Raw genomic sequence first — 25,582 nt, 5'->3', positions numbered from 1 at the left:
TTGAGTTTGTATATGTCTATTTTATTGCAAAAAAAGAATGTTGGCGACTACTCTTATATGAGTAGCCCCAACATTTAGTATAGAGCCAAAATTTATATAATTTACAATAAAAAGCGACAGATCCCCGAAATACAATATGTAAATCAGTCTGTCGCTTTTTCTATTTCTTCAAACACGGCTTCAACAGAATACATTTTCTCTCAATACTGCCATATCTGTTTATTCACTTTCTTAGTAAAGTAAAAACGCCACATTCTTTCATCCTATAACAAGCTATGAAAGTACATGACGTTTCTAATAGATATGTAATTGTCTAATGCACTAGTACCCAAAGTACCCTAACTTTCAGATTAGTGTGTACTTTTAGAATCATTGCGACGACAAATGCCCGCAAAGATAGATCCTGTAAAGTTGTGGATAATGGAGAACACGGCGCCTGCTACGGCTGCTTGTGGTGTAGGGGCAAAGTGTTTCAATGCCAAGCTAGCTGCCAAGGCAGAGTTTTGCATCGCCACTTCGATTTGCATAGCACGACGATCTGGTACGGTAGAACCAAACAGACGACAAATGAAATATGTCACTACATAACCACTCACGTTTTGCACCAAGCATGCTAAGAAAATCATCACACCATTAGCTAAGATATCATTACGGCTAATGGCAGTGACGCCAGCTAGGATAACCAATACAGCTACGGCACCTACGGTTGGCAATATTTCTTTCACAGGTTCAATGCGAGAACCGATGAAATAGTTTACAATAATGCCCAATGCAATTGGCACAGCAATAATATTCACGATAGACATGAACATTGGCCAGAATGTAATATCTACAGTTTGCCCTGCGTATAACACGATGAAAATCGGCGTTAACACTGGCGCTAATAAGGTGGATACTGTTGTAGCAGACACGGACAACGGCACATTACCATTTGCCAAGAATGTCATTACATTAGATGCAGTACCGCCTGGGGCAGCTCCTAACAAGATAAATCCTAAGGCGATTTCTGGTGAGAATCCAAATACGATTCCTACTAGCCAACCTGCCAGTGGCATCCACAAGAATTGAATCAAGGATACCAAAATGACTTGCCACGGTTGTTTAAAGACATCTAAAAATACTTTCCCTGTTAATGTTAAGCCCATGCTGAACATAACCAACTGTAACAAAGGAACCGTTTGTTTCGCTGCCCCCATGAATACTTCTGGCATTAGGAATGCGATAACTGCCATAGCTAACACAATCCATGCTAGGTAATCATTAAATAGGCGATTGACAGTACGAATAAAACTCATATGTAACCTACTTTCTAAAAAAAATGAGAACTTTACAATTATAGCAAATCTTTCGCTCTAATAAAAGTCATTTATCTTAAATTTATAATATGTTTGTCCTCTTATATACCACAACTATAAGAATATATACGTTTCCTATGTATGGTACTATACAAACAATTGGATTATACTGTATTACTTTCATGTCTGACAACAAAAAACATAAGCGACTCTACTGTATTGTATCCATATGATACTAATCGTTGCATCGCTTATGTTTCTCGTTATATGTCTTTATGTTTTAATGTATACAGTTCTTAGATACACCTATCATTCGCTTTCCAAAAAAGCTTTGATAGTAGGATTTTGTTTCATTATTGCTTGTTCTTCCTGTGTAATCACTTGCACCTTATCTCGATCTACATTGACTAAGCACAAAAATCCTAAGTGGTCACCTTGATTGGCGCGGAACTGATGGGCCATCAGCTTAGGGATTTCAATCATATCCCCCTCTTGTACGTCTTCCACGGTATCGCCTAGTAAACATTGCCCTTTTCCACGGAAGATCATCACCATATGCGTATGCTCATGGCGTTCCATAGTGGAATACCCGCCAGGCTTCACTTCAAAATAGCGAAATTGGCACGGAATATCCCAAGCTCCATCGAAGAGGACTTGTCGAGTCACATCTTTAAAAGGGCTATTATCTTGCTTGTATACTAATGTATCCACGCCATCCCATGTATATCCTTCTCGATTAAATTTACGTATCATTTGAATATCTTTTTGATAGCCCCTAAAATACCACCATGCTCATGTACATAATCTTTTACGCCTTCTACATCAAAACCAGTCGCATCAATGGCCGCACGAATGGCAGCTTCATCAATTTTGGTATGGTCAAAGCGAATGCGTACTTCTTTTGTTTTCAAATCTACTGTAGATTCCAAAACACCTGGTAAACCACGAACGGCACCATTTACAGTATTTTCACAATTCACACACATCATACCTGGTACATGAAATAATTTTGTTGTTACATTACCTGTACTTCCACAGCCACAATCTTTACACATAGTTCCTCCTAATTATTTTGTTTATGATTATTTTTAGCTCCCGCTTCTACATCGATTGTTTCAGTTTTCACTGCTTCTTCTTTCACTTCTTTTTTTTCGCCACTCACAGCGCCTTTAAATTCACTGATACCTTTACCAATGGCTTTGCCAATTTCAGGTAATTTTTTCGGTCCAAAGATAACTAATGCTATGATTAAGATTAAAATTAACTCTGGCATTCCCATATTAAACATATTTATCACCTCATATCCAAAAATTATTGTTTAGAATACGCCGATTCATCTACGTACCATTCTACTGGATCATGCGTTAATACTGCCCCTGGCAAACAATGATCTACACGATCTTCCCAAGAGTACTCCTCATATTCTGCACGTTGACGAAGAACTCTTGCTAGTGCTGCTTCTTTAGAAGGTCCTACCACAGTAAACCACACAGATTTTGCCGTTTCTAGTACCGGGAATGTCAATGTCACACGGTCCCAGACTTTTCCGTCTTTTACCGCTACTACCAGACGATCCCGTTCATAAAGAGCATCTGATTTAGGGAATAAAGACGCTGTATGACCATCATCACCGAGGCCCAATAGAACTAAATCAATCGTTTCTTTTTCCGTTCGCTTTAATACCATTTTGACTTCTTGCTCATATTTATCGGCTGCTTCTTCTACAGTGCCATTATTCGTTGGTACTGGATAGTAATGAGCAGCGCCCATAATATTACCAAACAGTCTATCTTTCGCTCGTCCAAAATTATTATCTGGATTCGATTGCGGCACAAATCTCTCATCTACCCATAAGAAAAAAATATGCTCCCAATCAATATGATTTGTATATGCATCTGTATCCAATAAAGAAAATAAAGCATTCGGCGTCGTACCACCTGATACAGCCACTACACAGGAGCCCGTTTCAGCAATACATGCATTGGTATACGTTATAAATCTATCAGCTACTGCCTTTGCTACATCATCTCCTGTAGAAAATGAGTGAATTATATCTCTCGCCATCGCCAGGATCCTCCTTCTAATAATTCTTCCGCTTCTGTTGGACCTTCACTGAAAGCTGGATAGAAGCACAATGGTGTCTCTTCATCATTACGTGCCCATGCTTCTAGCAACGGTTTAAATAAGCGCCAAGATTTTTCTACTGCATCATTACGAACAAACAATGTTTGGTCTCCTAATAGACCATCTAAAATCAGTCTTTCATAGGCATCTGGAATATCAGATAATGCCATAGAGTCGCTATAAGAGAAATTCATCTCCAACGTATTTACGCTCAATTTAGACCCAGGAGATTTAACCTCTAAAGACAGCCCCATACCTTCATTTGGTTGCATGCGAAGTACCAATACATTTTGGTTAAAGTCTTTCGCATGGAACGGTTTGAAAATAGAATGAGGAATTGGTTTAAAAGTGATAGCAATTTCACTAGATTTTTTCGGCAATCGTTTTCCTGTACGAAGATAGAATGGTACATCGCGCCATCTCCAGTTATCAATGAATAACTTCAACGCTACATACGTTTCCGTCATGGATGTAGGCGGTACATTCTCTTCTTTTCTATACTCCACTGCTGGGCGATCTTCTGTGGTAGATTCTACATATTGACCGCGTACTGAAATATCACTTAAGTTTTGGCGATGCAATCCACGAATGGAAGAAATTAGTTTTGCAATTTCATCACGATAGTCATCGGCATTAAAGCTTGCTGGTGGCTCCATCGCAATCAAAGATAATACTTGAATCATATGGTTTTGTACCATATCTCTAAGAGCCCCTGCTCCATCGTAGTAGCCTGCACGTTTTTCAACGCCCAACTCTTCTGCTACTGTAATTTCTACACGCTCAATATATTTACGATTCCAAAGCGGTTCAAAAATAGCATTTGCGAAACGAAGCATCAAAATATTTTGTACCGTTTCTTTTCCCAAATAATGGTCGATACGATATGTCTGTTCTTCTGTAATATATTGTTTCAATGCCGCATCTAAGGCAATAGCACTTTCTAAATCATGACCAAATGGTTTTTCAATAATAACCCTAGACCAAGATCCAACTTCTTCTAACAATTGAGCCCCATGCAATTCACGTACAATAGGTTCAAATAATTCTGGTGGCATAGCTAGATAAAATAATGCATTACCACCTGTACAGTGAGCCTCTGCGACGCGCTCTAACTCGTCACGCAATGCTACATAGGTAGACGCTTCTGTATATTGTCCTGCTACATAGGAAAAGCGTTCAATAAATGCGGCCTCTTCTGCTGTTGGTTCTTGCGTACCTAAAATGGATGTCTGTACCTCTTGACGAAATTCTTCATGGGTCATCGCCGTACGAGCTACGCCAACTACCGCTACCTTTGGTGAAAGTAGGCCTCGCTTAAACAGTGAAAAAATAGCTGGCAACAATTTACGCTTTGTCAGGTCTCCAGAGGCACCAAAAATAACGATGGCTCCTGCACCTGGTGTATGATCAATACATAATTCTTCTCGAAAATTATAGGACACATTCATTGTGAATCTCCTTTACTTCATTCCCTATCGGAAATACTAATATTGTATCTTTTATTATATCACATTCATACACCTTGACAATGGTTATAGAGTTTTGACTTTTCTCACCACATAGGGTATAATTAGTAAGCACGATTTTGTGCAAAGTTATATTAATCTATGAGGTGATTATCACATGGCAACGAGAAGAGAAGCACGATTTAAGTTATGCCGTCGCTTCGGTGTGAACGTATTCGGTCACGCGAAGGCTTTAAAACGTGTAAAAAAAGACCAACGTCAAAAGAAATTATCTGAATATGGTCTTCAATTATTAGAAAAACAAAAAGTTAAAGCATACTACAACTTGCTAGAACGCCAGTTCGTACGCTATTACGATAAAGCGAAAAAAATGCACGGTGTTACAGGCCAAAACATGTTGATATTGTTGGAATGCCGTTTGGACAACCTTGTATATCGCATTGGCTTCGGTAACTCCATCCGTCAAGCACGTCAAATGGTAAACCATGGTCATATCCTTGTTAACGGCAAACGCGTTGACATCCCTTCCTACCAATGTAAAGTTGGCGATGTAATCGAGCTTCGTGAAGCTAGCCGTGACAACGAAATGTTCAAAGTGAACTTCCAAGAACTTCGTTCTTTCGAACTTCCTTACATTGAAAAAAATCTTGACGCTTTCCAAGGTACATTAACTCGCCTTCCTGAGCGTGAAGAACTTCCTATCGAAGTAAACGAGACACTAATCGTCGAATTGTACTCCAAATAATAGGATACTACAGCAACCAATCTTCGGATTGGTTGCTTTTTTTATGCCTGGCAGTTGAAATTATCATGGCTAATTTATATAATGAAAGTATCAATGTATCTATTATGTAATGAAGGAGTTACAAATATGAAAAAACTATTCTTTTTACTAGCAATCTTTTTGCTCTTTACAAGTTCAACCTTTGCAATTTCATTAGATGAGCTGAGAAATTCTCCGGAACAATTTAAGCATGTCTATACAGATGAAACTTTTGAAACATATGTAAGTGTTCCTTCCATCAATGTAACAAATTATAACCCGCCCTATTATAGCATCAATGCAACTGTATACGCGGTCGAACATGAAGCAAATCGTATTATCAAATCAGATATGACTTTTTTCTACGATTATAACCGTAGCTCTGAAATGTTAAAGAAAAAATTCTCTAATAGTGCACTAATTATTAATGAGCAGAAAAAAAATTCGGGTGTTCAATCGAAAATGAATAGTATAAATGTTTATCATTTGGATGGTTCAGTACAAAATTTTTCACGGCCTGACAATTCATTCTTTTCAAATAAAGTTACCCTCTTAATACCCTCAGCCGCTTATACGGCAGCTGTATACAGCTTCTATAAATCCTATAATATGTATTTTAATTCACCTTCTAACAACCAATTATTCTAAAGGTAACAAGCATGTCACAAATTCTTGTATCAATATTTTATTTTATTCTAGCCGGTATTGCCGAAATCGGCGGTGGCTATTTAGTATGGCTCTATCTGAAAGACGATAAAAGCCCATGGTATATGCTGGCAGGTGCTATTACCCTCATCATTTATGGTATCATCCCTACTTTACAAGAGGCACCTTTTGGTAAAGTCTATGCAGCCTATGGCGGCATCTTCATTGCCTTGTCTATTCTATGGGGCTATTATGTAGATGGTATCACTCCTGATCGATATGATATCATCGGTGGTGTTGTGTCTATTATTGGTGTGCTGATTATTATGTATTATCCTCGGTAATAGAAATAGTTGCATGTTTACCCTTGCCTGTAATTGCGATTCAATACGGATAGGCTAAACTAACAAGGCGTATCTAGCATTGATAGCACCCCATTTCCGTCACACGAGTGGGTTAGCACCATCTAGTATGGCAGATTTTTTGTATTGATCTATAAATAATGCAAATTAAAACACCCTAGGATTCCACCTAGGGTGTTTTTGTGCTTCTTTAAGGCCTCTTCTTTGACCTCCCCCCTACTCCTCTAGATACAAAAATCTCTAGTCGAAGCTATGCATCATGCACTCGCTCAAACTAGAGATTTTTTATTGGTCATAGAATCTATTCTTTGTACAATGTACGAAAGCTATTTATTGATCTAACTAAACTCTATTAAATTTTTTCACCATAAAAGATTAATTCTTCATCTTTCACTAAAGCATAGGAGCGTGTACCTAATCCCATTCGGTCAGCACGAAGTAAGATGGCTTGCCATTCGCTATTTGGAGAAATATCTTTGAAATAATCCCATGTACGTTTTTCCACTGTGCTCAATACGCCATTTTCTACTGGTGTAGCTTGCGTGATAATATCACCCAAAGCTTCGTCCATAGCTACCATATCATAAGATACAACGATACCCAAATTACCTACGATTTCATTCGTAGCACCTGCAGCTGTTAGTTTTTCTTGGTTTACATAATCTGCTACTACATCCATGGCCACCCCTACATGGAATCGTTGGCGATTTCTTGTAGCTGCTGCAGCATATTCAGCCACCGCTTTATGATGCTCTGTACCCGTTAACCCAACAAGCTCACGACGGCCTTCCAAACTTGCAGAATACCACCCAGTATTGTTCACAGCACCAGAGAATCCACTATATTCATTCGCTTTAATATGGTTCACCGTAATGATGACATCGCAAGTAGCTACTCTTTCATCGATGAAAGCTACTTTCACCGCTTCTCCATCAGGCACAATGACCTCTTTATACGCACTAGAAGGCTCATCCATATACACCACAGTGCCACCTTCTGCTTCAATACGGTCTTTCATATAGGCAACCACTGTTTCATAGGCCACATAGTCACTATGCAAATCATTGCGCACCAAAGCTACCGTCTTACCTTTGCATTGGATCTCTTCAAAGCCAATTTTACGTAATAAGAACTCTAATCGTTTATGAATTAATTCTTGATCTACTTCTTGTATTGGTAAATAATATACTTCCATAGGTCTTCCCCCTGTATTCGCATAATATACATAATACTATTATTATATCATAGGATATAGTTTCATGTACTATAGGATACAAGTTTTATCTATATTGCACCGGATAATCATAGTGAACACTCTGCAGTATCCCCCACGAAATACACCCTTCCTATCTGTATAAAATGCAACCAAACTATGCTAGATATATAATTAGGATGAGCATAGTATGATCTTATATCCTCAAACTCTATGCAATACAAAAAAGACGCATATGCTAAGCATATGCGCCCTTCGATCATGGCGGAGGATTAGGGATTCGAACCCTAGCGCCGGTAACCCGACCTAACGATTTAGCAAACCGTCCTCTTCAGCCTCTTGAGTAATCCTCCATGATACTCAATAAGAATATCATAGATTGATACTATTTGTCAATCACTTTTTATAAATCGTAGCCAGTTTCTACAACTTCCACTTCTCCAGAATTAGGATGCATCATCAATCCATGAACGGCTACATCTTTTGGAATCAGTGGATTCATTCGCAACATACTTACTGTCTCTTGTACATTATCTACGGGATGGGAAAATCCATCAGCCCAATGTTCTAATTCGTGGCGTACCATTTGAATCGCTTCTGGCGCAACACCACGCCTAAGCATCGCCTTTGTTAAGCTTTCAGAAGTAGTCTTAGCCATACCGCATTCATAGTGTCCGATAACAAAAATTTCAGATACACCCAATTCATAAATACAAACAAGCAAGCTGCGCACAACACTATCAAACACACCTGAAATGGAGTTCCCTGCACTCTTAATTACTTTCGCATGACCTCGTTCAATACCCAAGGCTTGCTCCATAAAGTTAACCAGTCTCGTATCCATACAAGTTAATATAGCTACTTCTCTTGTAGGCACTTTGCTAACAGGCTCTGTAATATCTCCATGGCCTGGCTTATTTCTTTCTAAAAATTCTTGATTATGGCGTAAAATTTCATTTAAAAGGTTCATATAATCTCCTTTCTATTTCACAATTCGTTTCTTATAATGCTGTGAATTACCTTGTTCTTTCCAACCCACACGGTCCCCGATAGACATCACGCGGCGAGTTAAACATTCCTTACACTGGTCTGCATTATCATCCACACATGGTTTATTATCATATAGTAAATATTTTGCACGATGTTCTGGCACTGTGATAATAGGCATTAATATATTGGCTCCTGCTGCAAGTCCTTTTTCACGACCCAATTTGTCTAATGCTTGTAATGCTGTTGTAGCTGCAATATTCACATCTTTTAGGAATAAGCGTGTTAAAGCAATCATTTTTAGGCCTAACTGCACTCGTTCTAATTTGCCCTTTTGCGAGTCAATACCTAGTTCTAACGCGCGCTGGCCTAGTGGCGTATCATGATGTACCACATACGGCCCCATACCGATCATATCGATGTCCATATCTCGATAGAATAGGATATCATTCACCAAATCATCTAGGGTCTGACCTGGGAGGCCAATCATTACACCTGTCCCCACTTGGAATCCTACTTTTCGCAAGGACTTCAAGCAATTGACTCGAGTCTCAAAAGAGTGTAATGCATCCTTGGGATGAATCATCTCAAACAATTCTTGATTCGTTGTTTCAATCCGTAGTAAATATCGGTCTGCTCCTGCCTCACGCATACGTCGGTACGCTTCTTCTGATTGTTCTCCCACGCACATAGTAATACCTAATTCATTATTACTTAACTTTTTAATATCTCGAATTAAATCTACTACATAATCTACAAAGCCCTCATCTGTTCTTTCACCGGATTGCAAAGTTAGAGAACCATATTCATGCTCATAGGCCCATTTCGCCATTTTCAACACATCATCTCGTGACATATCGAAACGTTCCGTCTTGCTGTTTTCATAGCGAATGCCACAATATAAACAGTTTTTTATACAGCGATTGGAAAACTCAATGAGCCCACGGTAATAGGCTACCTTATCTACGTAAGCAGCTTTTACCTCATAGGCTTTTTTATAAATCTTTTGCAATGTTTCCTCATCAGTAACGGTCATCAGAAATCGTAACTCTTCTTCTGTTAACCACTCGTTACCAACAAGGTCTTTCTCTAAAATACTATCTACTGTCATAGTTCCTCAATTGTAATACCTTGATTAGATATACTTTTTTATACTATATATTCATTATATAAACACGTATAGGTTACTACATCCTATCACGTGCCCAAAATCTAATTTAAACATTTTTATGCCTGTTTACGATAGACTAGCGTAAACGAACCATCTAACTGTTTTGGTAATGGATCCAATACAAACCCTTTCAATTCTTTTGGTAATTCTGAAAGTTCAGTAATTTGATGCTCACATATATAATGTACTAAAGAGCCTCGCATCTGCTTTGATGATGTGCTAAGCTGCTTCCACACACCGTTTCTATGTTCCAAAAACTCTATAGTCACTAACTTAGGATGATGAATCCATTTGGAATATTCTTTAGATGCCAAATTGACTATCCACTCTTCCTCAGCTACAGCTGCATCCACTAATGGCTGCCACCAAGCATACAGATTTGTTTTTTCCTCTTTTAATACAGGGTCTATTAAATCTAGACGATACCCTTTTATGCCACTATTAGGGGATACTAATCCATATAAGGCAGATCCTATCCATACATGAGAGTTAGCAAATGCTTTTCCCTCGGTCGATAAACCTTCGTAATTAAAATTTTTAAAAGATAAGCCATCATAACTAAGTGCAGCCATACCTTCCACTTCAGTATCATAGTTTTGGTAAAAAGTATATACCTCATCTAATACAGTCTCTTTTATTTTTAAAGCTTTTCCTAAGACATCCTTTGATATACCTTGCATATGTTCTACAATCCGTTCCGTCATATGGGGTGCAAACTTTGGAGCATTAGGAATTCCTTTTATATCTTTTGTTTTACTAGGGGATATAATAATTTTCATAATATTCCTCTACTGGATTACAATCATCTTTACTATATATAATAAATCTACTAAAAGGACAATAGTTCCTTACGCTAGTGAATACAGCCCCCCGCCCTCATAATAGATTTTGTAACTATATCATACTTATTAAGTATACCATATATCGAAGAGTTTTAATATAAAAAGACGGGCACAATACCCGTCTTTTTATTAACACGCAAGTTAATATCTTTTGCAAATTTTTATTCAAGCATTTCATGACAATGTTTACATTTTGTAGCAACTTTAAGTACTGTTTCTCCACAATATGGGCAAGACTTATATTTGTCTGGCTCTGCCTTAACCTTATCAGAAGACATCATAATGGCATGTATTAATGCAACTATCCATAACAATATTCCATAGATAGCAAACGCACTAAATGAACGTCCTTTTCTGCGAGCTATATTTGCAGGAAGTAACATTAACATTGCAATAATCACACATTCTACCAAATATTCTCCAAAATGATGTACACGATATAGCCCTTGATAATATGGATCGAGTATAAACGCCGAAAAAATAAAAGCAACTATAAACCAAAAGATATTCAAAACTATAATCATCGTATTGTTCTCCTTCCTGTTCATACCTTACTTCCAACTGTTTATAATCATTATAACACAAAACCCCTCGAACACAAGTGTTCAAGGGGTTTTTGACTAGCGAATCAATTATTTTAATTCTACAGATGCGCCAGCTTCTTCTAATTTAGCTTTTAAAGCTTCAGCGTCAGCAGCAGCTACGCCTTCTTTTACAGGAGCAGGAGCGCCGTCAACGATAGCTTTAGCTTCTTTCAAGCCTAAGCCAGTAGCTTCACGTACAACTTTGATTACGTTGATTTTGGAAGCACCAGCGTCTTTAAGAATTACGTCGAATTCGGATTTAGCTTCAGCGCCACCAGCAGCAGCACCAGCAGCAGCTACAGCTACAGGAGCAGCAGCAGTTACGCCGAATTTGTCTTCGATTGCTTTTACAAGATCATTAAGTTCAAGAATAGTTGCGTTTTCTAAATCAGCAACGATTTGTTCGATGTTCAATGCCATGATTGATATCCTCCATTATTGATATATGTTATCTTAGTTAATTGTGTTGCTATTATGCAACAGTTTCGTCTTTTGCTTCCGCAACAGCTTTTACTGCGTACGCTACATTGCGAACTGGAGCTTGAAGCACGGAAAGAAGCATGGAAAGCATACCTTCGCGGTTCGGCAAGTTTGCAATTTCTTGTACTTGTGCAGCAGTTAAAACTTCACCTTCCACGATACCAGCTTTAACAGTTAAAGCTTCAGTTTTTGTGTCTTTAATGAAGTTTTCAAGAATACGAGCTGGAGCTACAGCGTCTGTGCTAGAAGTTGCTAATGCAGTAGGACCTTCTAAATGCTCAGAGAAAGCTTCGTAACCTAATTCGTTAGCAGCGATGCGAGTCAAAGTATTTTTAATTACTTTGTAGTCTACACCTTCAGCCAAGAATTTACGACGAAGATCTGTTACTTGAGCAACAGTCAAACCGCTATAACCAACTAATACAGCACCTTTCGCTTCAGAAAGAGTTTCTTTCATTTGAGCTACAACTGCTTGTTTTTGTTGAGTGACAGCCATTAGAATACCTCCTTGTAGATTTTTGGTGATTTTCTATGTACTATCTTAGCGTAAAAACGACCTCAACGAAGACGTTGAGGTCGAGAACCATTCCATAATAGATTGGATTCAGCCTCAGCGGGCGAGTTTCCTCATTAAATCAAATGATGCCAGCCGTCTACAGCTAAGAGAACATATATAATTACTGTTCCTTAGTAGTGCTTGTTAATTTAAACACGTTCATAGGAACGCCAGGACCCATAGTGGAGCTAATAGTCACAGATTTAATGTATTGACCTTTAGCTGCTGCAGGTTTGGCCTTAACAATAGTATCAACGATTGTACGGAAATTGTCAAGTAATTTCGCATCATCAAAAGATGCTTTGCCGATAGGACAAGCAATAATACCAGCTTTGTCTGTACGGTATTCGATTTTACCTGCTTTAATTTCGCTAACAGCACGAGCTACGTCAGGTGTTACAGTACCAACTTTAGGGTTTGGCATTAAGCCTTTAGGACCTAAAATTTTACCTAAACGACCAACTTGGCCCATCATGTCAGGAGTAGCTACAACAACGTCGAAGTCGCTGAAACCACCTTGTACTTTTGCTACTAATTCTTCGGAACCAACGATATCTGCGCCAGCATCCTCAGCTTCTTTAATTTTGTCGCCTTTCGCAAATACGAGTACGCGTTGAGTTTTACCTGTACCATGTGGTAATACAACGGCACCACGAACTTGTTGATCAGCGTATTTAGGATCGACGTTCAAGTTGAAAGCGATTTCAATTGTTTCGTCGAATTTTGCAGTGGCAGTTTTCTTAACTAATTCAATACCTTCTACTGGTTCGTAGAATTTATCTGCTTCGATAAGTTTTACTGCTTCAGCATATTTCTTACCTACTTTTGCCATTTTTATTCCTCCTTATGTGGTGTAACGGGATGTCCCTCCCACCGATATGTGAGTCACATACCGTACGCTAATTAATCAACGATTTCAATGCCCATGCTGCGTGCAGTACCTTCTACCATACGCATAGCTTGCTCAACAGTGTTAGCATTTAGGTCAGGCATTTTAAGTTCAGCGATTTCACGAACCTTATCGCGACCAACTTTAGCTACTTTATCACGGTTAGGTACTCCAGATCCTTTTGGGATACCTGCTGCTTTTTTCAATAAAACTGCAGCTGGTGGAGTTTTTGTGATGAAAGTGAAGCTTCTATCTTCGTATACAGTAATAACAACTGGGATGATAAGACCAGCTTGTTGAGCTGTTCTTTCGTTAAATTCTTTAACGAAGCCCATGATGTTAACACCTGCTTGACCCAAAGCTGGACCAATCGGTGGCGCTGGACTCGCTTTACCAGCCTCGCACTGTAATTTCACAACTTTACTAACTTTTTTAGCCATGGTGATTACACCTCCTTGCGTCAAAATGTGGTGGTAACGGAGCGAAATTGCCCCTCCCACTGGCAACCTCCCGGCCGCCTAAAAAGGTTAGAGTTATATTATATATTAAAGAATCTTCTCAACTTGAGAATATTCTACCTCTACTGGGGTTTCACGATTAAACATTTCTACATTTAAGCGTAGTTTTGCATGTTCGTGGTTAATTTCAGTAATAACGCCGGTCCTATCTTCAAAAGCACCGGATGTAATTCGGACAGTTTCTCCTACTTCAACGTCGAGATTTTGTACTGGCTCTTGATCTAAGCCTTGAGACTTTAAGATATAAGCTACTTCAGAATCAGATAGTGGTACTGGTTTTGTTACAGAACCAACGAATCCTGTTACACCTGGCGTATTACGCACTACATACCATGATTCATCATTTACTTCCATCTCTACCAGCACATAGCCCGGAAAGACTTTGCGTTTTACTACTTTTTTTACACCATCTTTTTCATCGATTTCATCTTCCATAGGAATCAAAATGCGAGAAATCACATCTTCCATTCCCATAGCTTGAACTTTCAATTCCAAAGTGGTTTTTACTTTATTTTCGTAGCCTGAGTAAGTATGTAAGACATACCACTTTTTATCTGTTCCCATCAAAAAGGCCTCCTACCTTACAGCACTCTTTAACAATTTAAAAAGTTCTGCAAACACTGTGTCAACGATACCAATAATAGCAGAGATAAGAATTACTGCTACGAATACTGCAATCGTATAATTCACAAGTTCTTTACGTGTAGGCCAGACTACTTTCTTAAGCTCAGAACGAACTTCACGAACAAATTTTCCATTGCCGTTTTGTTGTGCTTGAGCTTTGGAATTAGTTACTGCCATGATATCACATCCTCACGTCAACAAATAACTGAATAATTATTTTGTTTCACGGTGTAACGTGTGTTTACCACAGAATTTACAGAATTTATTCATTTCAATACGATCTGGGTTATTTTTTTTGTTTTTGTTTGTCTGATAGTTACGTTGCTTGCATTCAGTACAAGCCATAGTTACTGCGTTACGCATCAGTTTACACCTCTCTTTAAAGTGCCTAGACGGCTATTACATCATAAACATACTAATATAGACTACCACAAGTGGGAGCCTATGTCAAATGCAATCTAAAAAAGCCAGGCAATTCCTGACCTCTCTATTATTACATAGAACCGCGTAAATAGCAAGTAGTTACCTATGTAATTTCTAAATTTATCGTTTACAAAATTGAATGATGGGTCTATAATAAAACCATAATTTCAATTCAACTATGGAACACTAGCTCAGTTGGCAGAGCATCTGACTCTTAATCAGAGGGTCCAGGGTTCGAACCCCTGGTGTTCCACCATACCTAGAACCGCACAACAGTGCGGTTCTTTTGTTTTGTAACACTAAAATTGATTGACTAAACTTTTTCAAGTTGACCCCATTTTGACTCCAGCTTGACCCCAGCTTACTTGATTTCTTGAAAAATGCACGCAGTTTCACAAGTTAGCTAAAACAGCTATCTGTAAACTGCGTGCATTATTTTTATTCCTTGCTATTGTATTAATATTATTTCCAAATCACTTACGCTTCTCTTCTCCATATAGCCTTGACATACCAGCAACTGTGACTAACCATGATTTACCCGACTTGCGACATTCCTCATCGGTAAACTGCTTGTTAGCATACCTCTTTAAACAACATTGTTTGATAGAGTCCGCAGGAATCCCCCAACGTTCTCCAGCTTCTTGTGTAGTCATTACATCCTTAAGTTCCATTACAGCACTCCTAATACGATTAATACAACGTAGATGACATAAAAGATATACAAAAGGACTCCCACACCAATGCGTGGCAGTCCTTTTATATTATAATACTAGCGCTCCTACAACACCACCTACTAACAAGGTAATGTCATAGAATATAAATGTTGGCACACAAGTGTCCCATATATGATTATGTTGTCCATCTGCATTGAGTCCCGATGTTGGTCCTAATGTAGAGTCAGATGCTGGAGACCCTGCATCACCTAATGCTGCAGCGATACCAATCAGCAATATGATAGCTGGCACGGAAAATCCTAAATGCACTCCCATAGGAATATAAATAGAAGCAATCACCGGAATTGTCCCAAAGGAAGTGCCAATCCCCATTGTGATTAACAAGCCTACCACTAGCATAACGATAGCACCAATTAACTTAGAATCAATGATAGATACAGTAGCTGACACTAAATGTTCTACTGAGTTGGTCTCACGCAAAACGTTAGCATAGCCCGCTGCAATTAACATGACAAAGGCTATCGTCCCCATCATGCGGATCCCACCTTCAATATCTTCATCCATTTTTGACCACTTAATAAGACCTGTTGCAAAGAATACAACTAAACCTGCTAGAGCACCAATCGGCAAAGACTTAAAATATAATTGTGCCACAAAAGCGACTGCTGCTCCCGCAAGACCTTTCCAACAGTCCGCTGTCATACGAGGTACTTCATCGGTAGTTTCTTCTTGTATCACCGCAATATCTTCATACTCACGGTTTCGACTATAGTACACAATGGCAAGCAATAATCCTACTACCATGGATATGCCACCAATCCACATAACAGAAGCTATATCGGAAATCGATACATTTACTCCGTTCGCTACCATTTGATCTTTTATGATAGTCATAAATAGCAAGCCAAATCCAACTGGCAAAGATACATATGGCGCTTTCAACCCAAATGTTAATGCACACGCCACCGCTCTACGGTCCAATTTCATACGATTCATAACCACCAAGAGGGGCGGAATCAAAATGGGAATAAACGCAATATGCACAGGAATTAAATTTTGCGAAAAGCACGCCACAAAGGCAATGAGCAATGTAAAAGCTACCTTTTTTGTGCCTACTATATTCGTAATTTTTTTCGTCACTACGGTAGCTAACCCAGAGCGACCTATGACAATCGCTAAGGCCCCTAACAAAATGTAGCTAAATGCAGTTTCCGAATTGCCACCCATACCGCCAATCAAAGATTCGATAGTATCTGTCACAGACATACCACCTGCTAATCCTGCCACCAAGGAAGCTGCAATGACTGACAGCAACACATTGAATCGCAGTAAACACAAGATTGACATGGCAATCACCGATAACACGATGGGGTTTACTAAAATATCCATTCAGGATCTCCTTTTCATCATACTTACTAGTTTTTCTTACCGTACAAAAGGCAGTACCTCTCATACACATAAGCAAGCCCTTTGATTATAATTGCACCAAACTTAACAGGCGTTTCTCCTCTTCATCCAATGTTGCTTCAATCTTGCTCATCCGTGTATTCATGGTATCCACAAATTCTTGATCCTGAATAGAGCCAAGGTTAATTCTAACATTCAAAAATGCACTTTTTACAGCTGCTCTGGCATTAATCACAGCAATGGCACCATCAGTAATGGCATTGGAGTTGCCTTTCACAATCACTGTTTCTGCCAGCGGTAATAAAGATGCTGCTAACACACCAATTTCAAATGGTACGAGGGCAGCTTGCTTTGTGGTACGTTGAATCTCTTCTTTACGAATGTGTTTTTCCTCGTCAGTTTCTTTTGGTAATTTGAAAGCTCCCATTAGTTCCATAAAAGCTACGCTATCTTTATTAATATAGTGGATAAAGTCTACTTTCACCTGACACATCTGGGTTTGAATTGTTTTCATTTCCTCTTGGACAGATTCATACTTCGTTTTACCAATCGTCAAATTCGCTACCATTTCGATGAGTGCTGCTGCCGTAGATCCATTCATCGCCGCTACACTTCCACCCCCTGGAGCCGGAGCACTAGAGCCCAGTTCACGAATAAAATCCAACACTGATACTGTATGTAATTCCATATTACCTCCTAGAATAGTCCTTGAATTGTGCCATCTGTAGTCACATCCATGCCAAGGGCCGCTGGCTGTTTTGGCAAGCCTGGCATAACCATGATATTACTTGTCTGACACACAATAAATCCAGCACCATTGGCAATACGCACATCTTGTACTGTAATTGTGAAATCAGTTGGAGCGCCCAATAATTCTGGATTATCACTCAAAGAATATTGTGTTTTAGCTACGCATACCGGTAAGTCCGCAAGGCCCCATTCTTCTAATTGCGCAATTTGTTTTTTCGCTGCACTTGTAAATACAACTCCAGTACCGCCATATATTTCTTTAACGATAGCCGTCAATTTATTTGAAATGGTATCTTTCACATCATATAAGAAAGTCGGTTTCGTCGTTGTATTCTCTAATATACGCATCACTTGCTGCGCCATATCGATACCACCAGCGCCGCCTTTTTCCCAACATTCATTCAGTGTCACATCGACACCATGGCGTTCGCACAATGCTAACAATGCATCGATTTCAGCAGCTGTATCAGTAGCAAATTTATTAACGCTCACTAATACAGGTAGCCCAAAGGCTTTCATATTGGCAATTTGTTTTTCTAAGTTAACAAAGCCTTCCTGTACTGCTGTCACGTTTTCTTTTGTAAGATCAGATTTTAGCACGCCTCCATGCATTTTTAGAGCTCGTATCGTCGCCACAATCACCACTGCATCTGGGAAAATATCTCCATAATGACATTTAATATGCAAGAACTTTTCCGCTCCCAAATCAGCGCCAAAGCCCGCTTCTGTAATGACAACATCACCTAGCTTCAATCCCAATTTAGTGGCAATAATAGAGTTACATCCATGAGCAATATTCGCAAATGGCCCACCGTGAATCAACACTGGCGTATGCTCAAGGGTTTGTACTAAATTCGGTTTTATGGCATCTTTCATAAGAAGCGCCATCGCCCCTTCACAACCTAATTGATGTACAAATACAGGTTCGCCCGATAGATTCGTACCAATGACAATTCGTCCAAACCGTGCTTTTAAATCTTCTAAATCACGAGCTAAACACAAAATAGCCATAATTTCTGAAGCCACTGTAATCATAAAATGATCTTCTCGTGGTACACCACTCATAGGACCACCGAGACCTACCACAACATTTCGTAGGGCACGGTCATTCATATCCATAACGCGCTTCCAACTAATGCGTCTCACATCAATTTGCAATGCATTGCCCTGGAAAATGTGATTATCAATCATAGCTGCTAATAAATTGTTAGCTGATGTAATCGCATGCATATCTCCTGTAAAATGAAGGTTGATATCTTCCATTGGTACCACTTGTGCATAGCCACCGCCTGCAGCGCCACCTTTCACACCGAAGACAGGTCCTAAGGATGGTTCTCGCAATACGGCAATGCTATTCACCCCAATTTGTTGTAAGGCTTGTGTTAAACCGATGGTAGTAGTCGATTTTCCTTCTCCAGCTGGTGTTGGTGTAATGGCCGTCACTAACACAAGTTTTCCATTCGGTTTATGTTGTAAACGTTCCATCGCATCAAAGGAAACTTTCGCTTTATATTTTCCATATAATTCCAATTCATCTTCTGAAAGTTGGCATCCTTTGGCAATCTCTACAATTGGTTTCATCTCTGCCTGTTGAGCAATTTCAATATCATTTAACATATATATTCCCCTCCCAATACGCACTCATGCACTTGCATAGAGCATACAATATCATCGACTAATTGACACTCTTCGTAAATTCATACTTTTGACTAGTACTACGATAAAGAAAAGTCTATTAGAATCATCATACAACGTTTTCCTATATTTCGTCTATTAATAATTGTCACAATTCGACATAAAATATCTATCCATAGGCAACAAAAAAGCACCATGCCTGCTCTATATTAGCATGGTGCTTATATTGTTATACTAGATGATATACAATCTAGATAGTTTGTATTTATGCTTTTGCATTTTCGTGGGCTTCGCCTACGTGCTCAAAGCTTTCTTGTTCCATCGCATCTACTTCTTCATCAGTTAATGGATGTTCCATTAAATATGTCAATCGCTCTGCAGACACTTCATTTTCCCAACGACCTACTAGAGCAGCCGCCAAGCAGTTACCAGACAAGTTACATACGGTACGAGCCATATCCAAGATACGATCCACGCCAAGAATTAATGCCAATCCTTCTACCGGCAAGCCAAAGGCTGCTGCTGTACCCGCAATCACAATTAAGGAAGCTCCCGGTACTGCTGCAATCCCTTTCGTAGATAACATCAACGTAAGAACCATCAACAATTGTTGTTCAATCGGGAACGGAATGCCATATACTTGTGAAATAAATACAACTGCTAAGGAAGAATACAATGTAGATCCATCTAAGTTAAATGTATATCCCAACGGTAACACAAAACTTACTACTTGGTTTGGAATCCCTACTTTTTTCAACTTTTCCATCGCAATCGGTAATGCCGCTTCAGAAGCTGCTGTAGAGAAAGCCAACACGATTGGTTCTTTCAATACTTTACCTAATTTAAACAAGTTTACTTTTGTAAGGAATGATGCGATAGCAACGATGATCACTAAGAATAAAATCAATCCACCGTATAATGTAAACACAAGTTTCATTAACGGTACTAACATACCTAAACCGAAGTTACCTACCGTATAGGCAATGGCACCAAAAATACCGATTGGAGATACGTACATAACATAGTGCGTTACTTTAAACATGATGTGAGCCAAGTCTTTGGAAAGCTCTACAATTTGTTTACCTTCTTTACCAATGCTAGCTGCGGCAATGGCAAACATACAACTAAAGAAGATAATTTGTAACATATCGCCACGAGCCATAGCATCTACGATATTCGTTGGAATGATGTTAACCAACATTTGTACGTGGTCCATTTCACCTTTCGCAGCTGCTTTATTTGCAATATCTACCGCATTACCAGTAGCTGTTAAATTAACACCTACACCTGGTTCGAATACATTAACTACAAACAAACCTACGAATAATGCCAAAGTTGTAGCAATTTCAAACCATAAAATTGCTTTACCGCCTAGGCGACCTAACTTTTTAAAGTCCCCTGTACCAGCAATCCCCATAACGAGAGAGCTGAAAATCAATGGAACTACAATCATTTTAATCATGCGAATAAATACATCACCTAAAGGCTTCAGTTGTTTCGCAAAGTCCGGTGCTACACTGCCCACCAACACACCTGCAATCAGGCCGATAACAATCCATCCGGATAGACCCAATCTTTTTAATACTGCCATAGAATCTCCTTTCTTTCAAAGTAATACCCTTACATGGACCATATAAAAAGAGGCACTGGTGTACTGGATAGCACATCGTGTCTCTTTTTACTAGACCCTAGTTTTATAATTCTATAGAAAGATTATACCAAATATTTTCTATATACACAAGATATTTTGTTAAAAAGCAAGGGTATTTATTCATTTTTTTGATTCTTTATTCTCACTTACTTTGAAAATAAAAGCACTTCTACAAGTTCTCCCTGTTTCATAACATCACTATTTTTAGCTACTTTTAGAAGCCCTGTGGCACTTGCTATGCTTTTTATTCCACCCGATGTCATAGCGAAGTTTGGATAAAACCAACATTTCCCTTCTTCATATTGCAAAGATCCCTGATAATACCGATCGCAAGGATGATTACGATCTATAGTTTCCCCTAAATAGCACGATATCCAAGGTGCTTTGCTTTCTGTATCTCCAGATAGAGTTTGTAATATAGGTGCAACCAATATATAAAATTGATTCAAGGCGGCTGTAGGATTCCCAGATAAGCCCATACACCATATTATATGCCCATCTCTTTCTATACAGCCCCCAAAGGAAGCTGCTCCTGGTCTCATCTGCAACCGACGATATAGTGTACGAGCTCCTAGTTGTTCATAGAGTTGAGGCATCGTATCAAAATCGCCTACGGATACACCACCAGTGCTAATTATCATATCAATAGACCCATTTGCATCTAGTAATTGAAGTACCTTTTGATAATTTAATTCCAATGCATCTGGCGCATCTGATAAATGTGCAACAACTGCTACCTCAACATCAAGAGATTCTAATGCGCCTTGGAATAAATATCGGTTAGAGTTATAGATTTGTCCCGCTTGTACCGTATCCGATACATCTACCACTTCACGACCTGTCGTCAACAAAAGTACTCGTGGCTTTCGGTATACACATACAGTTTGAATACCTTGACTGGCAAATAAAGCCATATGCCCTTGTGCTAATCGAGTCCCCTTAGGCGCTAACACTTCACCAACTTCTACATCTTCTCCTTCTAACAAAATATGTTGTCCTTGTTGAATCTTGCCGGACACTCGTACATGATTAGCATCTATCTCTACGAGAGCTTCTTTCACAATCACAGTATCTGCTGTATCGGGAATCATTGCTCCCGTCATAATCGCAATCCCTTGCCCTTTGGCTAATGTGCCTTGAAAGGTTTCTCCTGCACCGATTGTATCTACGATGGTATACGTGTTGACCCCTTCCTGAAAGGCAACGGCAATACCATCCATCGCAGAACGACGGAATGGAGGGTAGTTCATCTGTGCCACCACAGGTTCTGCCAACACTCGATCTCGACATCCATTTAGTGAAACTTGCTCCGTTTCCAATATATATTTACTAAAAGGAGCCTTCAATTCTTGTAAGGCTCCCTCTACTGTTACTGCAGGTATCATAATAACTCCTTTGTTATCCAATCTGCTAACCGCTCCATATCATCATCGCTAAAGCTAAATTGTTCACACAAAGTACTTCCTTCCAATCGGTCGTCTGCATCCGTTACTACAGCTACAATATCATCCACCTGATGCAAACGAGCTTCATCATGGTCAGTACGAACCACCTCAATAATCGGTGCCACTCCATGGGTGCGACTTTCTAGGAACACTAGATCTACTGGCATCTCATTGGCTAATCGAATCAACTGCTGCTGACGTTGCATACGTTCATCATTGACAATCATCGCATACCCATTAGGCCCTGCAATAGCCACGGCCTTTGCTCCCGCCTGTGTAGCTTTCCAAGTATCAGTTCCCTCCGTATCCATAGTAAATCCATGACCATCACTTTTCACCATGCCTACGACGATACCCCGTTCTGATAAGGCTTTTATCAATGCTGTTGCTACCGTTGTTTTACCCGATTTAGACTGGCCTGCACTAATCGATACAATCGGTACAGATCGTTCACGATTTAAAGCTTTTGCTTGAGCCAATTTATAAGAAAGCTTTGTATTTACATTTTGATACAATTCAGCTTCATCAATCATATCCATTTCCATGTAAGGAATCTGTTCTAGCATACCATGCATGGACACGTCATTACCCTCTAAGGCTTGCTCAATATAAGAGAATATAGACGCTTTATAAATAGCGGCTAATGGCTCATACTCTTGTAATCCCACATAGGGAACCATAGCCAATAATTCTCCTTGCAAGAATGTATCAATATGAACTTCCCACGATGGCAACCAATGGAATGAGAACCAAGGCATATCTGCAGATACTACAATATATGCTTCTTTGGATCCTACTGCAAAGGCAGCTTCCAATCCACTCAATGGACCTTTATCTGGAATGCGATCATGTACTAATTGAATATCACGACCAAAGGATCGTGCTTCTTCTAAAATATGTGCTTCTGATTCTTCTAATTCACGGTTAATGGAAACTATAATCTCTCCACATTCTGTTAGTACCGCCTTGCGGAGCATCTCCCCCAACAGGGTTGTGCTTCCCCAAGGCAATCTCGTCTTGTCTGTTCCCATGCGAGTACTTAACCCGCCCGCTAAAATAATTATTCCTAACTCTGAAATCATCTATATCTCCTATATACGTATCATGTCTTACTAGATAGCTACTACTATCTATGATTGGTGCTCACGCGACGTAAGCCTTTCATCACCGGTACATACAATACAGCCAATACCACCAAATTAATGATTAGATCTGGCAACATATACGTAGCATTGTATAACAAGGAATACACCCAAGGGCTTTGTCCTTCTGGCGCATAGGCACCAAATACTACAACACCACTAATGGCAGAAATTGCAAAGCGAGTCAATGCAGCATAGACAGCCCCAAAGAAGGCTTTCACCGTACCTGCACCGCCAAAGAATCCAGCAATACCAATGGCACCATAGGCCAACAAGTAATCCAAAATAATGCTGAGGTAATGAACGGAATATTTAAACCCTAATATAAAGTGAACAATGCCATATACTAAGCCAGTCAACATCCCTGCACGACCACCCCAACGATAGGCATATATCAATAATGGCACTAGATTCGCCGCTTTGACTGCACCACCTTGTGGCATTTGGTAAATCACATACATACTTAAAATTTGTGCCATCGCAATAACTAAACCACCTTCAACAAGCATCAGTGTATTGGTAGAACTTTTGCTAGGTGTTCTTTTTGTTACATTTGTATTGTCCGCACTTTTTGGTGAATTATTAGCACTCATAGTATTTCTCCTTTATATGGATACCTGTATATGTAAAATCTGAAAGCTCAATCACATGATATTAACAACTTTCTATAGTATTTCTATTTTATCATTTTTTATAGACCTTTTGCAAAAATTGTTACTCTTTATCAATCTATGTGCCATTCATCATATCAAAAGTGCATAAGTTATGTTGCCAACTCGAAAGGACTTATGTATAATAGATAAGGATTATGTCTTAATCCTAATTATGTCTATTTAGGGGGCAACAAATAATGATCAATACTACAAACATTTTCGATTATGAAGACGTGCAACTGATACCAAATAAATGTATCGTATCTAGCCGTAGTGAATGTGACACAACTGTGAAACTTGGAAATCGTACATTCCGTTTACCAATTGTGCCAGCTAATATGCAAACCATTATTGATGAAAAATTGGCAAAACAATTAGCAGCTGAAAACTACTTCTACATCATGCACCGCTTCCAACCTGAAAAACGTTTGGACTTTGTCAAAGACATGCATGAGGCAGGTTTATTCGCATCTATTTCTATTGGTGTAAAACCAGAGGAATTTGAATTTGTAAAAGAATTAAAAGAAGCAAACCTATGCCCAGAATATATTACTATCGATATTGCTCACGGTCATTCCAATAGCGTTATTGAAATGATTCAACACATTAAACGTGAACTTCCTGAAAGCTTCGTTATCGCTGGTAACGTAGGCACTCCAGAAGCCGTTCGTGAACTAGAAAATGCTGGCGCAGATGCAACAAAAGTAGGTATCGGACCTGGTAAAGTGTGTATCACTAAACTAAAAACTGGTTTTGGTACTGGTGGTTGGCAATTATCCGCTGTTCGCTGGTGTGCGAAAGCGGCTACAAAACCTATCATCGCTGACGGTGGTATCCGCGACCATGGTGACATTGCGAAATCCATTCGCTTTGGTGCTTCCTTTGTGATGATCGGTTCTCTATTCGCTGGTCACATCGAATCTCCTGGTAAAGAAGTCACTATTGACGGTGTAACTTACAAAGAATACTTCGGCAGTGCTTCTGAACACCAAAAAGGGGAACGCAAAAACGTAGAAGGCAAAAAAATTACAATCCAATCTAAAGGCAGTATCTTCGATACATTGATAGAAATGGAACAAGATTTACAATCTTCTATCTCTTACGCTGGTGGTACTACACTACAAGCCATCAAAAAAGTTGACTACGTTATCGTTAAAAACTCTATCTTTAACGGTGACCGCTAATCACATATATGAGGACTCTTTTCTAGAAGGGTCCTCTTTTTTATTGGGTTACCCTGTTTTACACTATCCATTTTGCTTAGTGGATACACATAACATGTG

30 protein-coding genes and 2 tRNA genes are annotated in these 25,582 nt (G+C 39.2%); 5 read left to right on the top strand and 27 right to left on the bottom strand.

The genetic code is table 11. The features are described 5' to 3' along the window. Window positions 1–350: 350 nt before the first annotated feature. The 6 genes from EO115_RS04005 to zwf form a co-directional block, all read right to left on the bottom strand. Window positions 351–1,295 (bottom strand): bile acid:sodium symporter family protein, encoded by a 945-nt coding sequence (locus EO115_RS04005; protein WP_126937694.1) that lies wholly within the window; start codon window positions 1,293–1,295, stop codon window positions 351–353. Window positions 1,296–1,604: 309 nt separating this feature from the next. After that, a complete protein-coding gene (locus tag EO115_RS04000; RefSeq protein ID WP_126937693.1) occupies window positions 1,605–2,048 on the bottom strand; it encodes a cupin domain-containing protein in 444 nt (147 codons plus the stop codon). Next, window positions 2,045–2,350 (bottom strand): heavy-metal-associated domain-containing protein, encoded by a 306-nt coding sequence (locus tag EO115_RS03995; RefSeq protein ID WP_126937692.1) that lies wholly within the window; start codon window positions 2,348–2,350, stop codon window positions 2,045–2,047. Before EO115_RS03995 ends, EO115_RS04000 begins: the two co-directional genes overlap by 4 nt. A gap of 8 nt (window positions 2,351–2,358) precedes the next feature. Next, window positions 2,359–2,583, bottom strand: a complete 225-nt coding sequence (locus tag EO115_RS03990; RefSeq protein WP_126937691.1) for a twin-arginine translocase TatA/TatE family subunit — start codon at window positions 2,581–2,583, stop codon at window positions 2,359–2,361. A gap of 23 nt (window positions 2,584–2,606) precedes the next feature. Then, a complete protein-coding gene (gene pgl / locus EO115_RS03985; protein ID WP_126937690.1) occupies window positions 2,607–3,359 on the bottom strand; it encodes a 6-phosphogluconolactonase in 753 nt (250 codons plus the stop codon). Continuing rightward, window positions 3,344–4,867: a glucose-6-phosphate dehydrogenase gene (zwf, locus tag EO115_RS03980; protein ID WP_126937689.1), complete on the bottom strand. Its 1,524-nt coding sequence runs from the start codon at window positions 4,865–4,867 to the stop codon at window positions 3,344–3,346. The genes pgl and zwf overlap by 16 nt, the downstream gene beginning before the upstream one ends. Before the next feature lie 175 nt (window positions 4,868–5,042). On the opposite strand from zwf, the gene rpsD reads away from it, so the two are divergent. The 3 genes from rpsD (at window position 5,043) to EO115_RS03965 (ending at window position 6,637) form a co-directional block, all read left to right on the top strand. Next, the gene (rpsD, locus tag EO115_RS03975; protein ID WP_126937688.1) at window positions 5,043–5,630 is read left to right on the top strand and encodes a 30S ribosomal protein S4; all 588 of its coding nucleotides are present in this window, start codon (window positions 5,043–5,045) and stop codon (window positions 5,628–5,630) included. A 126-nt stretch (window positions 5,631–5,756) separates the two neighbouring features. After that, the gene (locus tag EO115_RS03970; protein ID WP_126937687.1) at window positions 5,757–6,296 is read left to right on the top strand and encodes a hypothetical protein; all 540 of its coding nucleotides are present in this window, start codon (window positions 5,757–5,759) and stop codon (window positions 6,294–6,296) included. 20 nt (window positions 6,297–6,316) lie between these two features. Continuing rightward, window positions 6,317–6,637: a YnfA family protein gene (locus tag EO115_RS03965; RefSeq protein WP_206168428.1), complete on the top strand. Its 321-nt coding sequence runs from the start codon at window positions 6,317–6,319 to the stop codon at window positions 6,635–6,637. 370 nt (window positions 6,638–7,007) lie between these two features. Here EO115_RS03965 and EO115_RS03960 read toward each other — a convergent pair whose 3' ends face one another. From EO115_RS03960 to rpmG, 13 genes are all read right to left on the bottom strand, one after another. After that, window positions 7,008–7,850 (bottom strand): DUF362 domain-containing protein, encoded by an 843-nt coding sequence (locus EO115_RS03960; protein ID WP_126937685.1) that lies wholly within the window; start codon window positions 7,848–7,850, stop codon window positions 7,008–7,010. 280 nt (window positions 7,851–8,130) lie between these two features. Further along, a tRNA-Ser gene (locus tag EO115_RS03955) sits at window positions 8,131–8,221 on the bottom strand. A gap of 50 nt (window positions 8,222–8,271) precedes the next feature. Then, complete coding sequence (locus tag EO115_RS03950) at window positions 8,272–8,838, bottom strand: carbonic anhydrase (RefSeq protein WP_126937684.1); 567 nt, start codon at window positions 8,836–8,838, stop codon at window positions 8,272–8,274. 12 nt (window positions 8,839–8,850) lie between these two features. Next, complete coding sequence (hydE, locus tag EO115_RS03945) at window positions 8,851–9,966, bottom strand: [FeFe] hydrogenase H-cluster radical SAM maturase HydE (RefSeq protein ID WP_126937683.1); 1,116 nt, start codon at window positions 9,964–9,966, stop codon at window positions 8,851–8,853. A gap of 116 nt (window positions 9,967–10,082) precedes the next feature. After that, entirely contained in the window at window positions 10,083–10,805 is a 723-nt protein-coding gene (locus tag EO115_RS03940; protein WP_126937682.1) for a YaaA family protein, read from the bottom strand. Window positions 10,806–11,029: 224 nt separating this feature from the next. After that, the gene (locus EO115_RS03935; RefSeq protein WP_126937681.1) at window positions 11,030–11,392 is read right to left on the bottom strand and encodes a hypothetical protein; all 363 of its coding nucleotides are present in this window, start codon (window positions 11,390–11,392) and stop codon (window positions 11,030–11,032) included. Window positions 11,393–11,500: 108 nt separating this feature from the next. After that, the gene (gene rplL, locus EO115_RS03930; protein ID WP_126937680.1) at window positions 11,501–11,872 is read right to left on the bottom strand and encodes a 50S ribosomal protein L7/L12; all 372 of its coding nucleotides are present in this window, start codon (window positions 11,870–11,872) and stop codon (window positions 11,501–11,503) included. A 52-nt stretch (window positions 11,873–11,924) separates the two neighbouring features. Continuing rightward, the gene (rplJ, locus tag EO115_RS03925) at window positions 11,925–12,428 is read right to left on the bottom strand and encodes a 50S ribosomal protein L10 (protein WP_126937679.1); all 504 of its coding nucleotides are present in this window, start codon (window positions 12,426–12,428) and stop codon (window positions 11,925–11,927) included. A 181-nt stretch (window positions 12,429–12,609) separates the two neighbouring features. Further along, complete coding sequence (gene rplA / locus EO115_RS03920; RefSeq protein WP_126937678.1) at window positions 12,610–13,320, bottom strand: 50S ribosomal protein L1; 711 nt, start codon at window positions 13,318–13,320, stop codon at window positions 12,610–12,612. A gap of 71 nt (window positions 13,321–13,391) precedes the next feature. Continuing rightward, window positions 13,392–13,817, bottom strand: a complete 426-nt coding sequence (gene rplK, locus EO115_RS03915) for a 50S ribosomal protein L11 (protein WP_062401677.1) — start codon at window positions 13,815–13,817, stop codon at window positions 13,392–13,394. Between the two features lie 105 nt (window positions 13,818–13,922). Beyond that, on the bottom strand, window positions 13,923–14,459 hold the full coding sequence (gene nusG, locus EO115_RS03910; RefSeq protein WP_126937677.1) for a transcription termination/antitermination protein NusG: 537 nt from the start codon (window positions 14,457–14,459) through the stop codon (window positions 13,923–13,925). Between the two features lie 12 nt (window positions 14,460–14,471). Further along, window positions 14,472–14,696, bottom strand: coding sequence for a preprotein translocase subunit SecE (secE, locus tag EO115_RS03905; protein WP_126937676.1), 225 nt, complete (start codon window positions 14,694–14,696; stop codon window positions 14,472–14,474). A gap of 36 nt (window positions 14,697–14,732) precedes the next feature. Further along, window positions 14,733–14,882, bottom strand: a complete 150-nt coding sequence (gene rpmG, locus EO115_RS03900; protein WP_062401675.1) for a 50S ribosomal protein L33 — start codon at window positions 14,880–14,882, stop codon at window positions 14,733–14,735. Window positions 14,883–15,122: 240 nt separating this feature from the next. Here rpmG and EO115_RS03895 point away from each other — a divergent pair. Beyond that, a tRNA-Lys gene (locus EO115_RS03895) sits at window positions 15,123–15,198 on the top strand. A 217-nt stretch (window positions 15,199–15,415) separates the two neighbouring features. Here the strand turns inward: EO115_RS03895 and EO115_RS03890 are convergent. From EO115_RS03890 to thiT, 8 genes are all read right to left on the bottom strand, one after another. Continuing rightward, entirely contained in the window at window positions 15,416–15,613 is a 198-nt protein-coding gene (locus EO115_RS03890; RefSeq protein WP_126937675.1) for a helix-turn-helix domain-containing protein, read from the bottom strand. Between the two features lie 90 nt (window positions 15,614–15,703). Then, a complete protein-coding gene (locus EO115_RS03885; RefSeq protein WP_126937674.1) occupies window positions 15,704–17,005 on the bottom strand; it encodes a Na+/H+ antiporter family protein in 1,302 nt (433 codons plus the stop codon). 85 nt (window positions 17,006–17,090) lie between these two features. Further along, entirely contained in the window at window positions 17,091–17,711 is a 621-nt protein-coding gene (locus tag EO115_RS03880) for a cyclodeaminase/cyclohydrolase family protein (protein WP_126937673.1), read from the bottom strand. 8 nt (window positions 17,712–17,719) lie between these two features. Continuing rightward, window positions 17,720–19,390, bottom strand: a complete 1,671-nt coding sequence (locus EO115_RS03875; protein WP_126937672.1) for a formate--tetrahydrofolate ligase — start codon at window positions 19,388–19,390, stop codon at window positions 17,720–17,722. 283 nt (window positions 19,391–19,673) lie between these two features. Beyond that, window positions 19,674–20,999 (bottom strand): dicarboxylate/amino acid:cation symporter, encoded by a 1,326-nt coding sequence (locus EO115_RS03870; protein WP_126937671.1) that lies wholly within the window; start codon window positions 20,997–20,999, stop codon window positions 19,674–19,676. Window positions 21,000–21,205: 206 nt separating this feature from the next. Continuing rightward, window positions 21,206–22,444: a molybdopterin molybdotransferase MoeA gene (locus EO115_RS03865; protein WP_126937670.1), complete on the bottom strand. Its 1,239-nt coding sequence runs from the start codon at window positions 22,442–22,444 to the stop codon at window positions 21,206–21,208. After that, complete coding sequence (gene mobB, locus EO115_RS03860) at window positions 22,441–23,586, bottom strand: molybdopterin-guanine dinucleotide biosynthesis protein B (RefSeq protein WP_126937669.1); 1,146 nt, start codon at window positions 23,584–23,586, stop codon at window positions 22,441–22,443. The genes EO115_RS03865 and mobB overlap by 4 nt, the downstream gene beginning before the upstream one ends. Before the next feature lie 44 nt (window positions 23,587–23,630). Continuing rightward, window positions 23,631–24,155, bottom strand: a complete 525-nt coding sequence (thiT, locus tag EO115_RS03855; protein ID WP_126937703.1) for an energy-coupled thiamine transporter ThiT — start codon at window positions 24,153–24,155, stop codon at window positions 23,631–23,633. Window positions 24,156–24,496: 341 nt separating this feature from the next. Between thiT and guaC the strand changes: the two genes are divergently transcribed. Beyond that, entirely contained in the window at window positions 24,497–25,483 is a 987-nt protein-coding gene (guaC, locus tag EO115_RS03850; RefSeq protein ID WP_126937668.1) for a GMP reductase, read from the top strand. The last annotated feature ends 99 nt before the right edge of the window (window positions 25,484–25,582 follow it).

Origin of the sequence: Veillonella sp. CHU740 (genome assembly GCF_003992055.1) — a bacterium.
Classification (GTDB): domain Bacteria; phylum Bacillota; class Negativicutes; order Veillonellales; family Veillonellaceae; genus F0422.
This window is presented reverse-complemented; position numbering and strand designations above follow the sequence as displayed.